Origin of the sequence: Nonomuraea sp. NPDC046570 (assembly GCF_040645915.1) — a bacterium.
Classification (GTDB): Bacteria; Actinomycetota; Actinomycetes; order Streptosporangiales; family Streptosporangiaceae; genus Nonomuraea.
The window spans coordinates 66,740-81,717 of the sequence record NZ_JBEYZF010000003.1; the positions used below are offsets into that span (position 1 = coordinate 66,740).

The window sequence follows — 14,978 nt, forward strand, 5'->3', positions numbered from 1 at the left end:
GGACGGTATGGAAGTCCTGACCAAGGCCCGGCGCTGGACGGCGCTGGCCACCCTCTGCCTGGCCGTGTCGCTGATCGCGATCGACGGCACGGTCCTGCACCTGGCCGTCCCGCGGCTGACCGAGGCGCTGCTGCCGACGAGCACGCAGATCCTGTGGATCGCCGACATCTACCCCTTCGTGCTGGGCGGGCTGCTCATCACGGCGGGCAACGCGGGTGACCGGTTCGGCCGGAAGCGGGTCCTGCTGATCGGGGTGCTCGCCTTCGGCCTGGCCTCGCTGGCGACCGCCTACGCGCCGACGCCCGAAATGCTGATCGCGGCCAGGGCGCTGCTCGGCGTGGCGGGGGCGACCATCATGCCGTCCACGCTGTCGATCATCCGCAACGTCTTCACCGACCCGCGCGAGCGGACCACCGCGATCGGGCTGTGGAGCTCGGTGACCACGGCGAGCGCGGCGGCGGGCCCGGTGATCGGCGGGCTGCTGCTGGACCGGTTCTGGTGGGGGTCGGTGTTCCTGATCAACGTGCCGGTGATGGCGCTGGTGCTGGTCGCCGCCGTGTTCACGCTGCCGGAGTCGCGCAACCCGGCGGCGGGGCCGCTCGACGCGTTCAGCGTCCTCACCTCCGTCACCGGCGTGGTCGGCGTCATCTACGCCATCAAGGAGGCGGCGCACGGCGGCCTCGCCCAGCCGGGTGTGGGGATCGCCGCGCTGGCCGGGGCAGGCGGGCTGCTGCTGTTCCTGCGCCGCCAGACCAGGCTCGCCCACCCGCTGATCGACGTGCGCCTGTTTCGCCACAGGTCGTTCTCGGCGGCCGTCGGCGGCGACGTGGTCGCGGTGTTCGCGCTGATCGGCACGCTGTTCTTCCTCTCGCTGTACCTGCAGCTCGTGCTGGGCTGGACGCCGCTGCAGGCGGGCCTCGCCCAGCTTCCCGCGATGGTGGCCTCCATGCTCGCGGCGCTGCTGGCGGCCCGGTTCGTCGCCCGGTGGGGCAGGGCGGCGGCGATCTCCACCGGGCTCGGGATGTGCGCGGCGAGCCTGGTGACGCTGGCCCTGCTGCCGCCGAGCGACGGCTATCCCGTCGTGCTCGGCTCGCTGTTCCTGATGGGCGTCGGGGCGGGGCTGTCATTCACCGTCACCGCCGACACCGTCCTCGCCACCGTGCCCAAGGAGCGGGCCGGGGCCGCCTCTGCGATCGCCGAGACCGCCTACGAGCTGGGCGCCGCCCTGGGCATCGCGATCATCGGCAGCGTCCTCGGCGGCCTGTACCGCAACAACCTCGACCTGCCCGCCGGACTGCCGCCGGAGGCCGCCGCCGCGGCCAGGGACTCCATCGGGGCCGCCGTGCACGCCGCCGCCGCGCTGCCCGCGCACCTGGCCGACGCGGTCACCGCCGCCGCGTCCGGCGCCTACGTCGACGCGGTCAACATCACCGCGCTGGCCTGCGGCGGCCTGGTGGCCGTCGTGGCGGTGAGCGCCCTGTACACGCTGCGGGGCGTCGCCGCCGTCATCGAAGAACCCGACCCAGAGAAGGAGACGGCTCATGAGAGCGCTGCCCACTGAGCGAAGCTGCCCGTTCGCGCCGCCGGACGGCATGGCCGACGAGCCCGCCGGCAAGGTACGGATCTCCACCGGCGACGAGGTGTGGCTGGTCACCCGGCACGACCTGGTCCGCCAGGTGCTCGGCGACACCCGCTGGAGCTCCCAGATCGACGGCGGCTACTACGACCAGCGGCTGCACGCCGTCGAGCCGATGCCCGGCATGTTCATCCAGATGGATCCGCCCGGACACACCCGGTTGCGGCGGCTGCTCACCGGGCGGTTCACCGTGCAGCGGATGAACCGGCTCAGGCCGAGGATCGAGGCGATCGTCGCCGAGCGGCTCGACGCGCTGGCGGAGGCGCCCAGGCCGGCCGATCTGGTGGCGCTGTTCGCGCTGCCGATTCCGTCGCTGGTGATCTGCGAGCTGCTCGGCGTGCCGTACGGGGACCGGGAGGAGTTCCAGCGGGCCGGGCAGGAGCTGCTGCGGCTGGACGGGTCGATGGAGGCGGTCGACGCTGCCACGATGCAGCTCGTGGCGTACCTGATGGAGCTCATCGGGCGCAAGCAGGCCGCGCCCGGTGACGGGCTGCTCGACGAGCTGCTCGGCAGCGGCCTGTCCGACGAGGAGCTGACCGGTGTGGCGATGCTGCTGCTCATCGCCGGGCACGAGACGACCGCGAACATGATCAGCCTTGGCACGCTGCTGCTCCTACGGCGGCCCGACCAGCTCGCGCTGGTGCGGGACAGTCCCGAGGCGGCGAGGACGGCGGTGGACGAGCTGCTGCGCTACCTGTCGGTCGTCGACGTCGGGATGTACCGCAGGGCATCGGCCGATCTGCCGATCGGTGACCTCGCCGCCCGGGAGGGCGAGTTCTTGACCGCGTCGCTGGCCGCCGCCAACCGTGATCCGGCGCTGTGCGAGCGGCCCGACGAGCTCGACGTCACGCGGCCGAAGACGCCGCATGTGGCGTTCGGGTTCGGGCCGCACGCGTGCCTGGGGCAGAACCTGGCCAGGCTGGAGATGGAGATCGCCTATCCAGCGCTGCTGCGCCGCTTCCCGGGGCTGCGCCTTGCCGTACCCCTGGAGGAGGTGCCGTTCAGGGACAACATGTCGATCTACGGGGTGCACCGGTTGGAGGTGGACTGGTGATCGCCGTGGACCGGGAGCGGTGCGCGTCCTCGGGGCAGTGCGTGCTGGCCGCGCCCGAGGTGTTCACCCAGGACGAGGAGGACGGCCGCGTGGTGCTGCTCGACGCGACCGCCTCCGGCCCGGAGGTACGGCGGGCGGTGACCGGCTGCCCCACCCGCTCCATCACCCTCCGGTGAACCGCCGACCCGCCTGGCGCGTCAGTGACCGGTCGTGATGCAGAACAGGTGACCCTCCGGGTCCTGCAGCACCAGCCAGTCGCCGCCGCCCGGCTGGTGCTCGGGCAGGGTGGCGCCGAGCTCCACCAGAGCCTTGGCTGCCGTGTCCAGGGCGGCGACCTTGAGGTCGAGGTGGGCGTGCTTGGCGTCGCCGGGCCAGGCCGGGGGGCGGTAGCCGACGACCCGCTGGAAGAGCAGCTCGATCGGCCCGCCCTCCAGGACGGCGTACTGGCCGTCGTTGAAGGTGACCTGGCCGCCGACCGCCTGCTGGTAGAAGGCCGCCAGGGCGGCGGGGTCGGCGCAGTCGATGACCACGCCGAGAAGCTGTGCGGGATGGTTGTCCGTCATGGCTCCAAGACTGCCGGTGCCGGGCGGCGGCGTCTTGAACATCCTTGCGGGAACTGTCGGTGGCGCCGCGTACCGTGCGGGAGGTGCGTACAGCCCAGCGGGTGGCCGCCGGTCCCGGCTTCTCGGTCGACGCGGTGACCTGCGTCGACGAGCACCGGTCGTGGTCGGAGCCCGAGTCGTGCACCGACCACCGCCTGGTGCTGGTCCGCCGTGGCCGCTTCCGCCGCCTGGCCGACGGGGTCGAGGCCGACGCCGATCCGGCGCTGGCCTATGTGGGCGCCCCCGGCCAGGAGGAGCACTTCGCCCACCCGGCCGGGGGCGACGTGTGCACGGCGCTGAGCTTCTCTCCCGAGCTGTGGCATCGGCTCGCCGGGGACGTCCCGCTCCGCCCGGCCGTCTACGTCGACGCCCGCCTCGACCTGGCCCACCGCCGCGTCCTGCTGGCGGCCGCCCGCGGCGACGTGCGTTTCGGCGTCGTCGAAGAGCTTCTCGTCCTGCTCTCCCGCACCCTGTCCCAGGCCGCCGCGGGCGGCCCCGGGACCGCGACGCCCGCCTCCCGCGCCCATCCGCGCCGCCACCCCGGCGGGACCCGCCGCCACCCCGCCGCCGCTCCCCCTTCTCCGGCGAGGCTCGTCGCCGACGCCGGTGAGCTCATCGCCTCGGGGCATCCCGCCGCCGAGGGCCTGCTGACCACGGCGGAGCTGCTCGGCGTCTCGCCGTACCGGCTCAGCAGGGCCTTCACCCGCGAGCTGGGCGTCTCCCTGACGCAGTACCGCACCAGGGTGCGCGTGGGCAGGGCGCTCGACCGGCTTGAGCAGGGCGAGCCCAGCCTGGCCGCGCTCGCCGCCGACCTGGGCTTCAGCGACCAGGCCCACCTGACCAGGACCATCCACGCCCAGGTCGGCCACACTCCTGCGGCCCTGCGCCGCCTGCTCGCCACACGACGGCACGAACCGGGCGTCCGCCGCATCCCACCCGGACCAGCGATCTTCCTCTCAGACCGGGGCGTACCGTAGGCTCCTCGGATGCGTTTCCATGACGATGACCCGCGTCCGGCGCGGGGTGCGGTCCGGGAGATCTACAACGTCGACCAGACCGCGACGCTCGCCTACTCCCCGGACCTCGACGGCCTGGCCGACCCCGGGGAGATCGTCTGGGCGTGGGTGCCGTACGAGGAGGATCCCGGCCGGGGCAAGGACCGGCCGCTGCTGGTCGTCGGCAGGCACGGGCGCAGGCTGCTGGGCCTGATGCTGTCCAGCCGGGGCGACGACGGCCCCGAATGGCTGGCCATCGGCGCGTGGGGCGCGGACGGGCGCGACTCCTACGCCCGCCTCGACCGGGTGTTCGCGCTGGGCGAGGACGACATCAGGCGCGAGGGCGCGGTGCTGGACCGCGCCCGGTTCACCCGGGTGGCCAAGGCGCTCATGCGCACCCACGGCTGGGCGGCCGACGGCTAGCGGGACCCGGCTCAGGCCCCCGCCTGCCGCCACTCGGGGATGACGCCCGTCTCGTGCAGGCAGTAGTCGGGCGCGCCCGCCAGCGCCTTCTCCTCTCCCCCGGGCGTGTAGGTGACGATCAGGCGCAGCGGACGCCAGGTCGTGTTGAACGTCGAGTGGTACGCCCCGGCGGGGATGTGCACCGCGTCCCCCTCCTTGATGGGGAACGGCTCGCCGTCGTCCACCATCTGCACCGCCTCCCCCGAGATCACGTAGATGATCTCCTCGGCGTTCGGATGGTTGTGCCTGGCGTGCCCGCGCCCAGGATTGACGATCACCTCGCCGAGCGTGCTGCCCGCGCCCGGAACCGACGACGGGGTGACGAACCACTTGATAGACCCCCAGTCGAAGGTCATCGTGCCCACCCGTTCAGGACTCACCAGCATCTAGATCTCCATCCTCTTGAACGCGCCGACCTGCTCGGTGATGGCCCGCTCGGTCGGCAGCCGCTCGACCGACGAGGCGCCGAAGAACCCCACGACCCCCTTGGTCCGCGCCAGCACGTAAGCGGCGTCGGACGGCTCGGCGATGGGCCCGCCGTGGCACAGCACCAGGATGTCGGGCCGTACGGCCGCCGCCGCGTCGCGCATCGCCTGCACCCGGGCCACCGCTTCGTCGAGGCTGAGCGCGGTGCCCGCGCCGATGCTGCCCTTGGTGGTCAGGCCGACGTGCGGGACCAGGACGTCGGCGCCCGCCTCGGCCATCGCGCGCGCCTGGTCCTCGTCGAACACGTAGGGGGCGGTGACCAGGTCGCGTTCGTGCGCCAGCCGGACCATCTCGATCTCGAGGTCGAAGCCCATGCCGGTCTCTTCGAGGTTCTGCCGGAACACGCCGTCGTACAGGCCGACGGTGGGGAAGTTCTGGACTCCGGCGAAGCCCATGTCCTTGAGCTGGTCGAGGAAGCGCGGCATGACCCGGAAGGGGTCGGTGCCGCAGACTCCCGCCAGCACGGGCGTGTCCCTGACGACGGGCAGCACCTCGGCTGCCATCTCGACGACGATCTGGTTGGCGTCGCCGTACGGCAGCAGCCCGGCCAGCGAGCCGCGCCCGGCCATCCGGTAGCGGCCGGAGTTGTAGATGATGATCAGGTCGACGCCGCCCGCCTCGGCGCACTTGGCCGACAGGCCGGTCCCGGCGCCCGCGCCGATCACGGGGCTGCCTTCGGCGACGGTACGGCGCAGCCGCTGGAGTATGTCCTGCCGGTTCACTTCGGTCCTCCCGTGGAGATGAGCTCGTGCAGCCGTTCGGCCATCGCGCGGCCGAAGGCGGGATCGTTGATGTGCAGGTCGAGCCGCTCGGCGCCGGGCACGCCGGAGAGCGCCTCGAACAGCGCCTGGTCGGCCTTGGGGTCGTGGAAGGCCAGGCCGGGCGCGTCGAGCGCGGAGACTCCGCCGAGCGGCACGAACAGCACGGCGGGCCCGGTGGCCCGGCTCAGCTTGGCGGCCACCCTGCGGCCGAGTTCGGCCATCTCCTCGGGGGTGGTGCGCATGAGCGTGACGGTGGGGTTGTGGACGTACAGGGTGCGGTGCTCGAAGCGTTCGGGGACGGTCTCGCGCGGGCCGAAGTTGACCATGTCGAGCGCGCCGGGCGCGACCACCTGCGGGACGCCGCGCCGGCCCGCCGCGGTGAGCCGGTCCGGTCCGGCGGACAGGACGCCGCCGACCAGGTCGTCGGCCAGTTCGGTGGTGGTCAGGTCGAGCACTCCGGCGATCAGGCCGCTCTCGACGAGCCCTTCCAGGGCCCGGCCGCCCGAGCCGGTGGCGTGGAAGACGAGCACCTCGTAGCCGAGCTCGTCGAGGCGGGCGCGGGCGGCGTCGACGGCGGGCGTGGTGACCCCGAACATGGACGCGGCCACCAGCGGCCGGTCATCCCCGGCCGCCTGCTCCGAGGCCGCCCGCCGCGCGCTCGCCATGCCCGCGACCGCCGCGGCGGCGTTGCCCAGGATGAGCCGGGAGACGCGGTTGACCCCCGCGATGTCGACCACGCTGTACATGATCGTCACATCCTTGGCCCCGACATAGGGCGACACATCCCCGGACGCCATCGTCGAGACGATCACCTTGGGCAGCCCGATGGGCAGATCCCGTACGGCTCGCGCCGCGATGGACGACCCGCCGCTGCCGCCCACGGCGAGCACCCCGTCGAGCCCGCCGCCGGCGTGCAGCCCGGCCAGGACCGCGGCGGCGCCCTCGCCCATCGCCGCGACCGCGGCCCCCCGGTCACCGGCCGCCCGCAGCGCCTCGATGCCGGCGCCGGCGGCCTCGGCCACCTGGGCGTTGCCGATGTCGGCGGGCGTGCTCGCCTCGCCGACCCCCGCGTCGACGACGACCACCTCGCAGCCGAGCTCGCGCAGCCGTTCTCGCAGCCAGGCGTACTCCTGGCCCTTGGTGTCCAGTGTGCCGACCAGTGCGACTACCACCGTCACCCCTCCCCTCGAAGACCCTCCCGGTCAACATAACCAGACCGCGATCGTTTCGGTATGATCATCGCCTCCCCTGGAAGCGATCGCTCGGGGAGACACACGTGGGCGCGTGCCGATGGCCTGCCGTTATCTGCGCGGCTTCGCTGCTGTCCGGCTGCGCGCCCCCCGTCGCCGCACCCCTGCCTGCCGGTTCGGCGGGTCGCGCCGCGCCGACCGTGGAGGCGCCGGTCCGGGTCGCGTCGAAGAAGAAGGTCACCTCCCGGCGGAGGGCGGGTGAGGTGCGCGTGCCGTACTCGGCGTCGGGTGGCTATGCGGTCGTGCCCGGACGGGCCGCGCCCAGGAAGGGGCGCGGATCCGTGGTGCGCTACCTGGTCGAGGTGGAGCGCGGCCTGCCGTTCGACAAGGGCGACTTCGCCGCGGCGGTGCACAGGACGCTCAACGATCCGCGCGGCTGGGCCCGCTTCCAGCGGGTCGACCGCCCGCCGGTACGGCTGCGCGTCGCGCTGAGCAGCCCGGCGACGACCGACCGCCAGTGCCTGCCGCTGCGCACCGGCGGCGACCTGTCCTGCTGGAACGGCACCCGCTCGGTGATCAACGCGGTGCGCTGGGCCAAGGGCGTGGCGCAGTACCGCGGCGACCTGGCCGCCTACCGCGACTACGTGATCAACCACGAGGTGGGGCACGGGCTCGGCCACCACCACGGCTACTGTCCCGGCCGGGGACAGCCCGCGCCGGTCATGGCGCAGCAGAGCAAGACGCTGGGCGGCTGCCGCCCCAATCCGTGGCCGTTTCCACTGGCCGGAAGCCGCTCCACCAAGGGGGCGCCCGGCTGACCGACACTGGAAGATCGGCGACCGGAAGGTGGAGGGCTCATGGTACGCGTCTCGGCAGGAGCGGTCCGCGGCTCGGAGCAGGACGGGATCTCGGTCTTCAAGGGGATCCCGTACGCCAGGAGCCCGTTCGGTGAGCACCGCCTGGCCGCGCCGGTCCCCGCCGAGCCGTGGGAGGGCACCCGCGAGGCCACCGCGTTCGGCCCCCGCCCGCCGCAGGCGACGCTGATCGCCGGCACGCCGGAGTGGTCCCCGGCCGAGGGGCTCGACTGCCTCACGGTGAACGTGTGGACCCCGGACCTCGGTGGGTCGGGGCTGCCGGTGATGGTGTGGATCTACGGCGGCGCCTACCGCACGGGCTCGGCCGACCATCCCGTCTACGACGGGGCGCGGCTGGCGGGCGACGGCGTGGTCGTCGTCACGTTCAACTACCGCGTGAGCGTGGAAGGGTTTGCCTGGTTCGACGGCGCGCCCGCCAACCGGTGGCTGCTCGACCAGATCGCCGCGCTGCGCTGGGTGCAGGAGAACATCGCGGCCTTCGGCGGCGACCCCGGCAAGGTGACGGTGTTCGGCGAGTCGGCCGGGGCGGGAGCGGTCGCCTGCCTGCTGTCCGCGCCGTCGGCTCGCGGCCTGTTCCACCGGGCGATCGCACAGAGCGTGCCGGGGCCGTTCTACACCCCCGCCATGGCCCGCGCGGTGTCGGCCGCGTTCATGCGGCGGCTCGGCGACGTCTCGCCGTACACGGCCGCGCCCGAGGAGCTGGTGGCGGCGTCGGAGGCGTTCACCGAGGAGGAGATGGGCGACGAGGCGCGGTGGGGGCCGATGGCGTACTGCCCGATGCCGTTCGCGCCCGTGGTGGACGGCGAGGTGCTGCCGGACACGCCGTGGAACGCGGTGGCCGACGGGGCGGGCAGCGACATCCCGCTGATCGTGGGCTTCACCCGGGACGAGTTCCGGATGTTCGCCGCCATGAACCCGGAGCCGGTGGACCTGGCGCGCACGCTCAAGGCGCTGGCCCCGCCGGACGCGGACGTGGTCTACCGGGCCGCCAGACCGGGCGCGGCGAAAGCGGAGCTGTACGAGGTGCTGATGTCGGACTGGCTGTTCCGGATGCCGAGCGCGCTGCTCGCCGACGCCCACACCGGGCCCACCTACGCCTACGAGCTGACCTGGGCGAGCCCCGCGTTCGGCGCCGCGGTGCACGGCCTGGACGTACCGCTGACGTTCGGCACCCTGGACACGCCGCTGACCGCGATGCTCTTCGGCGAGGCCCCCGAAGCGGAGGGCCTGTCCTGGCAGTTCCGTACGGCGTGGACGAGGTTCGCCGCCACCGGCGACCCCGGCTGGCCGGGTTACGACCCAGTGGAGGCCTCGACCCACCTGTTCGACCTCGAGCCCGCCGACGTCCTCGACCCCGAGGCGTTCTCCCGCGCCCTGTGGTCCGAGCGCGGCTTCCCGGTGATCGACTGAACGGGTACGAATCTATCGCGATATATCTCCGAAAGTCGGGAACATGCCGGGCGCCTAGATCAGTTGGTCTGAATGAGTCGACTTGGGGAGCGTGAACTCATGGCAGGCAGGCGGACTGTACGGCGGGCGCTGGCGGGCGGGGCGGCCCTGGCGGCGGCGGGGTGGGCGCTGCGCGACATCCCGGCCCAGCTGGGCGTGCGACCACTGGAGTCGGGGCCCGACCGGGTCGCCAGGCTGCGCAACTCGCCGCAGTTCAGGGACGGCGTCTTCGTCAACACCATGCCGGGCGTGAGCGACGGCCCGCCCAGCGCGCCGCCCCCGAACCTGCTGCGCGACCTGCTCAAGGACCGCGACGACCGCCGCCCGGCCGGCATGGTGCCGCTGCTTCGCTCGCTTCCCGCGCCGCCGACCCCGGACGGCCTGCACGTGGTCTGGTTCGGCCACGCCTCCACGCTCGTCCAGATCGAGGGCAAGCGGGTGCTGTTCGACCCGGTGTGGAGCGAGCGCGTCTCCCCCTCCCGGCTGGTCGGCCCCCGGCGGCTGCACCCGGTGCCGGTACCGCTGGAGGAACTGCCGGACGTCGACGCGATCGTCATCTCCCACGACCACTACGACCACCTGGACCTGGAGACCGTACGCAGGCTGACCCGGCTGCAGAAGGCGCCGTTCCTGGTGCCGCTGGGCATCGGCGCGCACCTGGAGCGCTGGGGCGTGCCGATGTACCGGATCGTCGAGCTGGACTGGGAGGAAGAGACGCGGGTCGCGGGCCTGCGGTTCGTCTCGACGGCGGCGCGGCACTTCTCCGGCCGGGCGTTCACCCGCAACGACACGCTGTGGGGCTCCTGGGTGGTCGCGGGCGAGCACCGGCGGGTGTTCTACGCGGGTGACTCCGGCTACTTCGACGGGTACGCCAAGATCGGCGCCGAGCACGGGCCGTTCGACCTCACGCTCATGCCCGTCGGCGCCTACAGCCCCGCGTGGCCGGACATCCACATGAACCCGGAGGAGGCGGTCAACGCCCACTTCGACCTCGGCGGCAGCCTGCTGCTGCCGGTGCACTGGGCGACGTTCACGCTGGCCCTGCACCCGTGGGCCGAACCGGTCAACCGGCTGTGGCACGAGGCCAAGGCGCGGGAGGCCAGAATCGTGGTGCCGAGGCCGGGCGAGGGCGTGGACGTCGACGCCGCGCCGACGGTCGACGGCTGGTGGGAGACGCTCAGCCTGTGAAGCGGTCGCCGTACAGTCGTGGGGTGAGCAATCTTGAACGGGAACCGCAGGAGATCGTCTGCCCGGCCGCCGGTGCCGCCGCGCCGGCGCGCGAGGAGCTGACCGGGCACCAGGTGGCGCTGGGCGGTCCTCGCGCGATGACGGTGACCAGGACGCTGCCCAACCGGGGCCGGCGGATGGTCGGCGCGTGGTGCTTCGTCGACGACTACGGCCCCGAGCGGGCGGCGATGCGGGTTCCGCCGCACCCGCACACCGGCCTGCAGACGGTGACGTGGCTGGTCAAGGGCGAGGTGCTGCACCGCGACAGCCTCGGCAGCCTGCAGACGATCCGGCCCGGCCGCCTCAACCTGATGACCGCCGGGCGCGGCATCTCGCACGCGGAGGAGTCGACGGAGGCGATGCTGCACGGCGTACAGCTGTGGGTGGCGCTGCCCGAGCGGGACCGCCGGGTGGCGCCGCACTTCGAGCACCACGAGGCGCTGCCCGTCCTGTCGGGTCCCGGGTTCAGCGCGACCGTCATCATGGGCTCGCTCGGCGGCGTCACCTCCCCCGCCCGCGCCTACACGCCGCTGGTCGGCGCCGAGGTGGCCGTCGAGGGGCCGGCCGCGCTGCCGCTGGACCCCGGCTTCGAGCACGCGGCGCTGCTGCTGTCGGGCGAAGCCGAGGTGGCGGGCGGGCCGCTGGAGCGGGGCACGCTGGTCTACCTCGGCGGCGGGCGCACCTCGCTACACCTGGGCGGGCAGGGCAGGGTGCTGCTGCTCGGCGGCGTGCCGTTCGAGGAGGAGATCGTCATGTGGTGGAACTTCATCGGCCGCACCCACGACGAGATCGTCGCCTTCCGCGACGAGTGGGCGCACGGCGAGGGGTTCGGCACGGTCGAGGGCTTCGACGGCGACCCGCTGCCCGCCCCCGCCCTGCCCTCGATCCGGCTCAAGCCCCGGGGGCGCGTCCGTTAGAAGATCCTCGGCGATGAGATACCCACCCTTGCGATAGTTGCGCGTCGTCTTTCGTCCCGTATCGTCCCCACCAGTGATCCCGACTGTGCGCGGAAGGATCGGCATGACCGACGATGTGGTGCGACGCGTCTTCCAGTCAGTCGACTCGTTCGACCCCGACGAGTTCGTGCGGTTGCTGGCCGAGGATGCCACGCTGGTGTTCGGCAATGCCGAGCCGATGGCGGGACGGGAGGCCATCACCTCAGGGTTGCGGGCGTTCTACTCCACCATCGGCGGCCTGCGGCACCGGATCGTCAGGAACTGGCAGGTGGACGCCGACACCATCGCCGAGACCGAGGTGACCTACCGGCGGCTCGACGGCAAGGATGTCAGCGTCGTGGCCGTCTCGATCTGGCGCACCCGCGACGACGGCCTGATCTCGGACTACCGGATCTTCGTCGACCTCGCACCCCTCCACCTGGTCTAGTACACCGAGATGTGCGGGTGGTCGTAGTGGTTGGCGGTGGTGCCGCCGCGGTTGGACATCACCCGCCAGGTGCCGGTCCTGACATGCCAGATGCGCTGGCGGTAGATCACGTACATGATGCCCAGCCGCTTGGCGTTCTTGATCACCCAAGCGGAGATCTCGTGCCCGCGCTGAATCTCGGCGCCCGACGGCATCGCGCCGCCCCGGCTCAGCATGAAGTCACACGCCCGGCCCAGCGGATGCTCACCGCCGTCGTTCAGCGAGCGGTAGCAGCCGATCCCGTACGGCACCCCGAAGCGTTCCGCGATGAGCTGCTTGACCAGGCGCATCCGGGGCGTGATGTTGTCCGCCCCGGCTGGTAGCTGGGGCACGAAGGTGCCGTCCGATCTGGCGCCGGGGGCGTCGTGCAGCAGGTCGATCCGGTCCTTGATCTGCTCGATGACCTTCTCGGCCTTGCGCTTCTTGCCGTCGAGCGTCTTGAGCCGGGCGCGCAGGTCGTCCGCCTTGGCGCCCGCCTCCCGCTTGGCCGCCAGGTGCGTGTCGCGGACCTCGGCGAAACCGTGCAGCCTGGCGTTCTGCTCGTTGGCGAGCTGCTGGACGAGCGCCATGCCGTTCAGCCCGCCCTCGCCGAGCAGGGTGTCGACCAGGCCGAGCCCGCCATTGGTGTACGACTGCACGGCCATGAGCCTGATCTGGGCCGACTCGCGATCGTAGACCGCCTGCGCCGCGCCCAGCTTCCGCCGGGCCGCCTTCTCCGCCTTCTCGACCTTCTGCAGCTCGATCCGGCCCGCGTAGTAGTCGCTGATCAGCGTGTCGGAGGACTTCTGCAGGGACTTCAGTTCCTTGCGCAGCTTCTTGACGCTGGGCTTGGGCGCGGCGTGCCCCGCCCCTGCCACGCCCACGCACATCGCGAGGCAGACCAGCACCGCGATGACGAGCTTGAGCGGGCCGCGCCGCCGGTCGCCGGGGACCGCAACCGCCACGCTTCTCCTTCGCCCGAGCCACCGAACGCCGACGGCCTTGGATGCTGCTCAGGCCGCGGGACGCCCCTCTGTCCGATGGACGATAGTAGGGGATATACGGAGCAGGGATGGAATCAAAGGGTTTGGTCTGAGTCGCGTCTCGCCCGCCTGGTGGCGATGTGCTTGCCCAGCAGCAGCGTCCCCGGCAGGGCCACGCCGCCCAGCAGTCCGGTGCCGACCTTGAGGCCGATGTCGGCGTCGACCAGGCCGCCGCCGTTCCCCGGCGCGCCGAGCGACACCCGCACCTCGGCGCTGATCAAGGGGTCCCCGTCCGGGGGCGGGCTGTCCTGGGAGGACTGCTCGGACGGCTCGGGCTCGGACGGCTCCCCCGGGCCTGGCGTCTCCGGCGGGTCGGGCGACGGGGTGGGCTCGTCCGGGGTGCTCGTCGGGACCTTGGTGGGCTGCTTGGTCGGTTCCTTGGTCGGCTTCCTCGTGGGTTCCCTGGTCGGCTTTTGGGTGGGGGTCCTGGTGGGTTCGGGTTGTCGAGTTCGCTGGATGTGCCGGGGTTGCGTGGGGCCGGGGCTCGGCGAGGGTGTGGCCTGGACCGGCTTGGCCGTACCGGAGGGGCGGCCCGCCGTGCGGGAAGGAGTCGGCGTGGGGGGCGCGCCGGTCGGCGACGGCGACGAGGAGACGGGGCGCCGGCTCTGGACCGTCTGCGGAGGGTCGTTCCAGATGACGAACGTCGAGACCACCGCCGCCGCCGTCACCAGTGTCACGCCCACGGTGACCGCCAGCTTGGCCATCGGCGTCAGCGTGGTGCGCGCGAGGCCGGTGGCGCTCGCGGCGACCGGCTCGGCCAGCGGGAACATCCCCAGGTACGGCACCGCCAGCGCGGCCAGACCGGCCCGGCCGCGCTCTTCCCAGTCCGGGCCGTACGCGGCGGCGGCCGTCTCCTCCAGCTCGGCCAGGAAGTCCTCCGCCGAGCGCGGCCGTTCCCCGGGGGTCTTGGCCAGGCCGTGCGCGAGCAGCGGCCTGATCGGCTCGTCGACGCTCTCCACCGGCGGCGGCACGTTCCGGTGCTGGTGGGCGAGGGCAGCCAGGCTGTCGCCGTGGAAGGGCCTGCTGCCGGTCAGGCACTCGAAGAAGACCACGGTGGCCGCGTACACGTCGCCCTCGGGGCTCGCGGGGGCGTCCTGCCACTGCTCGGGCGCCATGTACGGCGGGGTGCCCACGCCCGGGCCCGTCTCGCCCGAGCGGGCGGCCACGCCGAAATCGACGAGCTTGCTGCCGCCGTCGGCCGTGACGATGACGTTCTCCGGTTTGAAGTCGCGGTGCACCACGCCCGCCCGATGCGCGGCGGCCAGCCCGAGCAGCGCCCCCTTGAGCACCGTCAGCGCCGCCTCCGGCCCGGTCGCGCCCTCCTCCCGCAGCAGGTGGCGCAGGGTGACGCCGTCGACCAGCTCCATGACGATGGCGGCGTCGCCGCCGTCCTCGCGGTAGTCCAGGAGGCGGGCGATGTAGGGGCTGTCGAGGGTGGCGATGAGGTGCGCCTCGGTCCTGAACCGGCGGACGAACTCCTCGTCGGCCAGGTGGGCGCGGGACAGGTGCTTGATCGCGACGGGAAGGCGGTCGGAGTCCCGTACGGCCAGCATCACGACACCGGATCCGCCATGACCGAGCTCTCGGACCTCGTGGTAGCCGGGGACGTGCATGGGCATCCTCCCGCCAGGCAAAGATCCGTATTTCGGGACGTTAGCCTGATGTCATACCACGTGTCGAGATTTCACCCCCTTCCAGCTCGCCTGTTTGCTTCCCTGCGCGGATGCCTGGTTTTCGCCACCATGCCGGGCCGTAGCTGAGTCGCTCCCCCGGCCAGGACCCTGGTTTCGCCACTAT

General features: G+C 72.6%; 16 protein-coding genes. 10 read left to right on the forward strand and 6 right to left on the reverse strand.

Features of this window, described 5'->3' with window-relative positions:
- Positions 1-7: 7 nt before the first annotated feature.
- The 3 genes from ABZ911_RS06440 to ABZ911_RS06450 are packed head-to-tail and all read left to right on the forward strand — an operon-like array spanning position 8 to position 2,866.
- Positions 8-1,561, forward strand: coding sequence for an MFS transporter (locus ABZ911_RS06440; RefSeq protein WP_358052551.1), 1,554 nt, complete (start codon positions 8-10; stop codon positions 1,559-1,561).
- Positions 1,542-2,690, forward strand: a complete 1,149-nt coding sequence (locus ABZ911_RS06445) for a cytochrome P450 (RefSeq protein ID WP_358052553.1) — start codon at positions 1,542-1,544, stop codon at positions 2,688-2,690. The genes ABZ911_RS06440 and ABZ911_RS06445 overlap by 20 nt, the downstream gene beginning before the upstream one ends.
- Positions 2,687-2,866: a ferredoxin gene (locus ABZ911_RS06450; RefSeq protein ID WP_358052555.1), complete on the forward strand. Its 180-nt coding sequence runs from the start codon at positions 2,687-2,689 to the stop codon at positions 2,864-2,866. The genes ABZ911_RS06445 and ABZ911_RS06450 overlap by 4 nt, the downstream gene beginning before the upstream one ends.
- A 21-nt stretch (positions 2,867-2,887) precedes the next feature.
- On the opposite strand, the gene ABZ911_RS06455 is transcribed toward ABZ911_RS06450, so the two are convergent.
- Complete coding sequence (locus tag ABZ911_RS06455) at positions 2,888-3,253, reverse strand: VOC family protein (protein WP_358052557.1); 366 nt, start codon at positions 3,251-3,253, stop codon at positions 2,888-2,890.
- 83 nt (positions 3,254-3,336) lie between these two features.
- Between ABZ911_RS06455 and ABZ911_RS06460 the strand changes: the two genes are divergently transcribed.
- Both ABZ911_RS06460 and ABZ911_RS06465 read left to right on the forward strand, forming a co-directional pair.
- Positions 3,337-4,269, forward strand: a complete 933-nt coding sequence (locus ABZ911_RS06460) for an AraC family transcriptional regulator (protein ID WP_358052559.1) — start codon at positions 3,337-3,339, stop codon at positions 4,267-4,269.
- A 9-nt stretch (positions 4,270-4,278) separates the two neighbouring features.
- The gene (locus tag ABZ911_RS06465; protein WP_358052561.1) at positions 4,279-4,710 is read left to right on the forward strand and encodes a type II toxin-antitoxin system PemK/MazF family toxin; all 432 of its coding nucleotides are present in this window, start codon (positions 4,279-4,281) and stop codon (positions 4,708-4,710) included.
- Positions 4,711-4,721: 11 nt separating this feature from the next.
- Here the strand turns inward: ABZ911_RS06465 and ABZ911_RS06470 are convergent, their stop codons facing one another.
- From ABZ911_RS06470 to ABZ911_RS06480, 3 genes are read right to left on the reverse strand one after another with little or no spacing between them, the layout of a single operon-like run.
- Positions 4,722-5,135 carry a cupin domain-containing protein gene (locus ABZ911_RS06470; RefSeq protein ID WP_358052563.1) on the reverse strand — a complete coding sequence of 138 codons (414 nt, stop codon included), beginning with the start codon at positions 5,133-5,135 and terminating at the stop codon, positions 4,722-4,724.
- A complete protein-coding gene (locus tag ABZ911_RS06475; RefSeq protein WP_358052565.1) occupies positions 5,136-5,957 on the reverse strand; it encodes a phosphoenolpyruvate hydrolase family protein in 822 nt (273 codons plus the stop codon).
- Positions 5,954-7,168 (reverse strand): Tm-1-like ATP-binding domain-containing protein, encoded by a 1,215-nt coding sequence (locus ABZ911_RS06480; RefSeq protein ID WP_358052567.1) that lies wholly within the window; start codon positions 7,166-7,168, stop codon positions 5,954-5,956. Before ABZ911_RS06480 ends, ABZ911_RS06475 begins: the two co-directional genes overlap by 4 nt.
- A gap of 104 nt (positions 7,169-7,272) precedes the next feature.
- On the opposite strand from ABZ911_RS06480, the gene ABZ911_RS06485 reads away from it, so the two are divergent.
- From ABZ911_RS06485 to ABZ911_RS06505, 5 genes are all read left to right on the forward strand, one after another.
- Positions 7,273-8,004: a DUF3152 domain-containing protein gene (locus ABZ911_RS06485; protein WP_358052569.1), complete on the forward strand. Its 732-nt coding sequence runs from the start codon at positions 7,273-7,275 to the stop codon at positions 8,002-8,004.
- Between the two features lie 39 nt (positions 8,005-8,043).
- Complete coding sequence (locus ABZ911_RS06490; protein WP_358052571.1) at positions 8,044-9,471, forward strand: carboxylesterase family protein; 1,428 nt, start codon at positions 8,044-8,046, stop codon at positions 9,469-9,471.
- A 99-nt stretch (positions 9,472-9,570) separates the two neighbouring features.
- Positions 9,571-10,698 carry an MBL fold metallo-hydrolase gene (locus ABZ911_RS06495; RefSeq protein ID WP_358052573.1) on the forward strand — a complete coding sequence of 376 codons (1,128 nt, stop codon included), beginning with the start codon at positions 9,571-9,573 and terminating at the stop codon, positions 10,696-10,698.
- A gap of 23 nt (positions 10,699-10,721) precedes the next feature.
- On the forward strand, positions 10,722-11,654 hold the full coding sequence (locus ABZ911_RS06500) for a pirin family protein (protein ID WP_358052575.1): 933 nt from the start codon (positions 10,722-10,724) through the stop codon (positions 11,652-11,654).
- A 103-nt stretch (positions 11,655-11,757) separates the two neighbouring features.
- Positions 11,758-12,120, forward strand: a complete 363-nt coding sequence (locus tag ABZ911_RS06505) for a nuclear transport factor 2 family protein (RefSeq protein WP_358052577.1) — start codon at positions 11,758-11,760, stop codon at positions 12,118-12,120.
- Here ABZ911_RS06505 and ABZ911_RS06510 read toward each other — a convergent pair.
- Complete coding sequence (locus tag ABZ911_RS06510) at positions 12,117-13,103, reverse strand: hypothetical protein (RefSeq protein WP_358052579.1); 987 nt, start codon at positions 13,101-13,103, stop codon at positions 12,117-12,119. The two genes, ABZ911_RS06505 and ABZ911_RS06510, sit on opposite strands and share 4 nt — an antisense overlap.
- 113 nt (positions 13,104-13,216) lie before the next feature.
- The gene (locus tag ABZ911_RS06515) at positions 13,217-14,794 is read right to left on the reverse strand and encodes a protein kinase (RefSeq protein WP_358052581.1); all 1,578 of its coding nucleotides are present in this window, start codon (positions 14,792-14,794) and stop codon (positions 13,217-13,219) included.
- Positions 14,795-14,978: the final 184 nt, after the last annotated feature.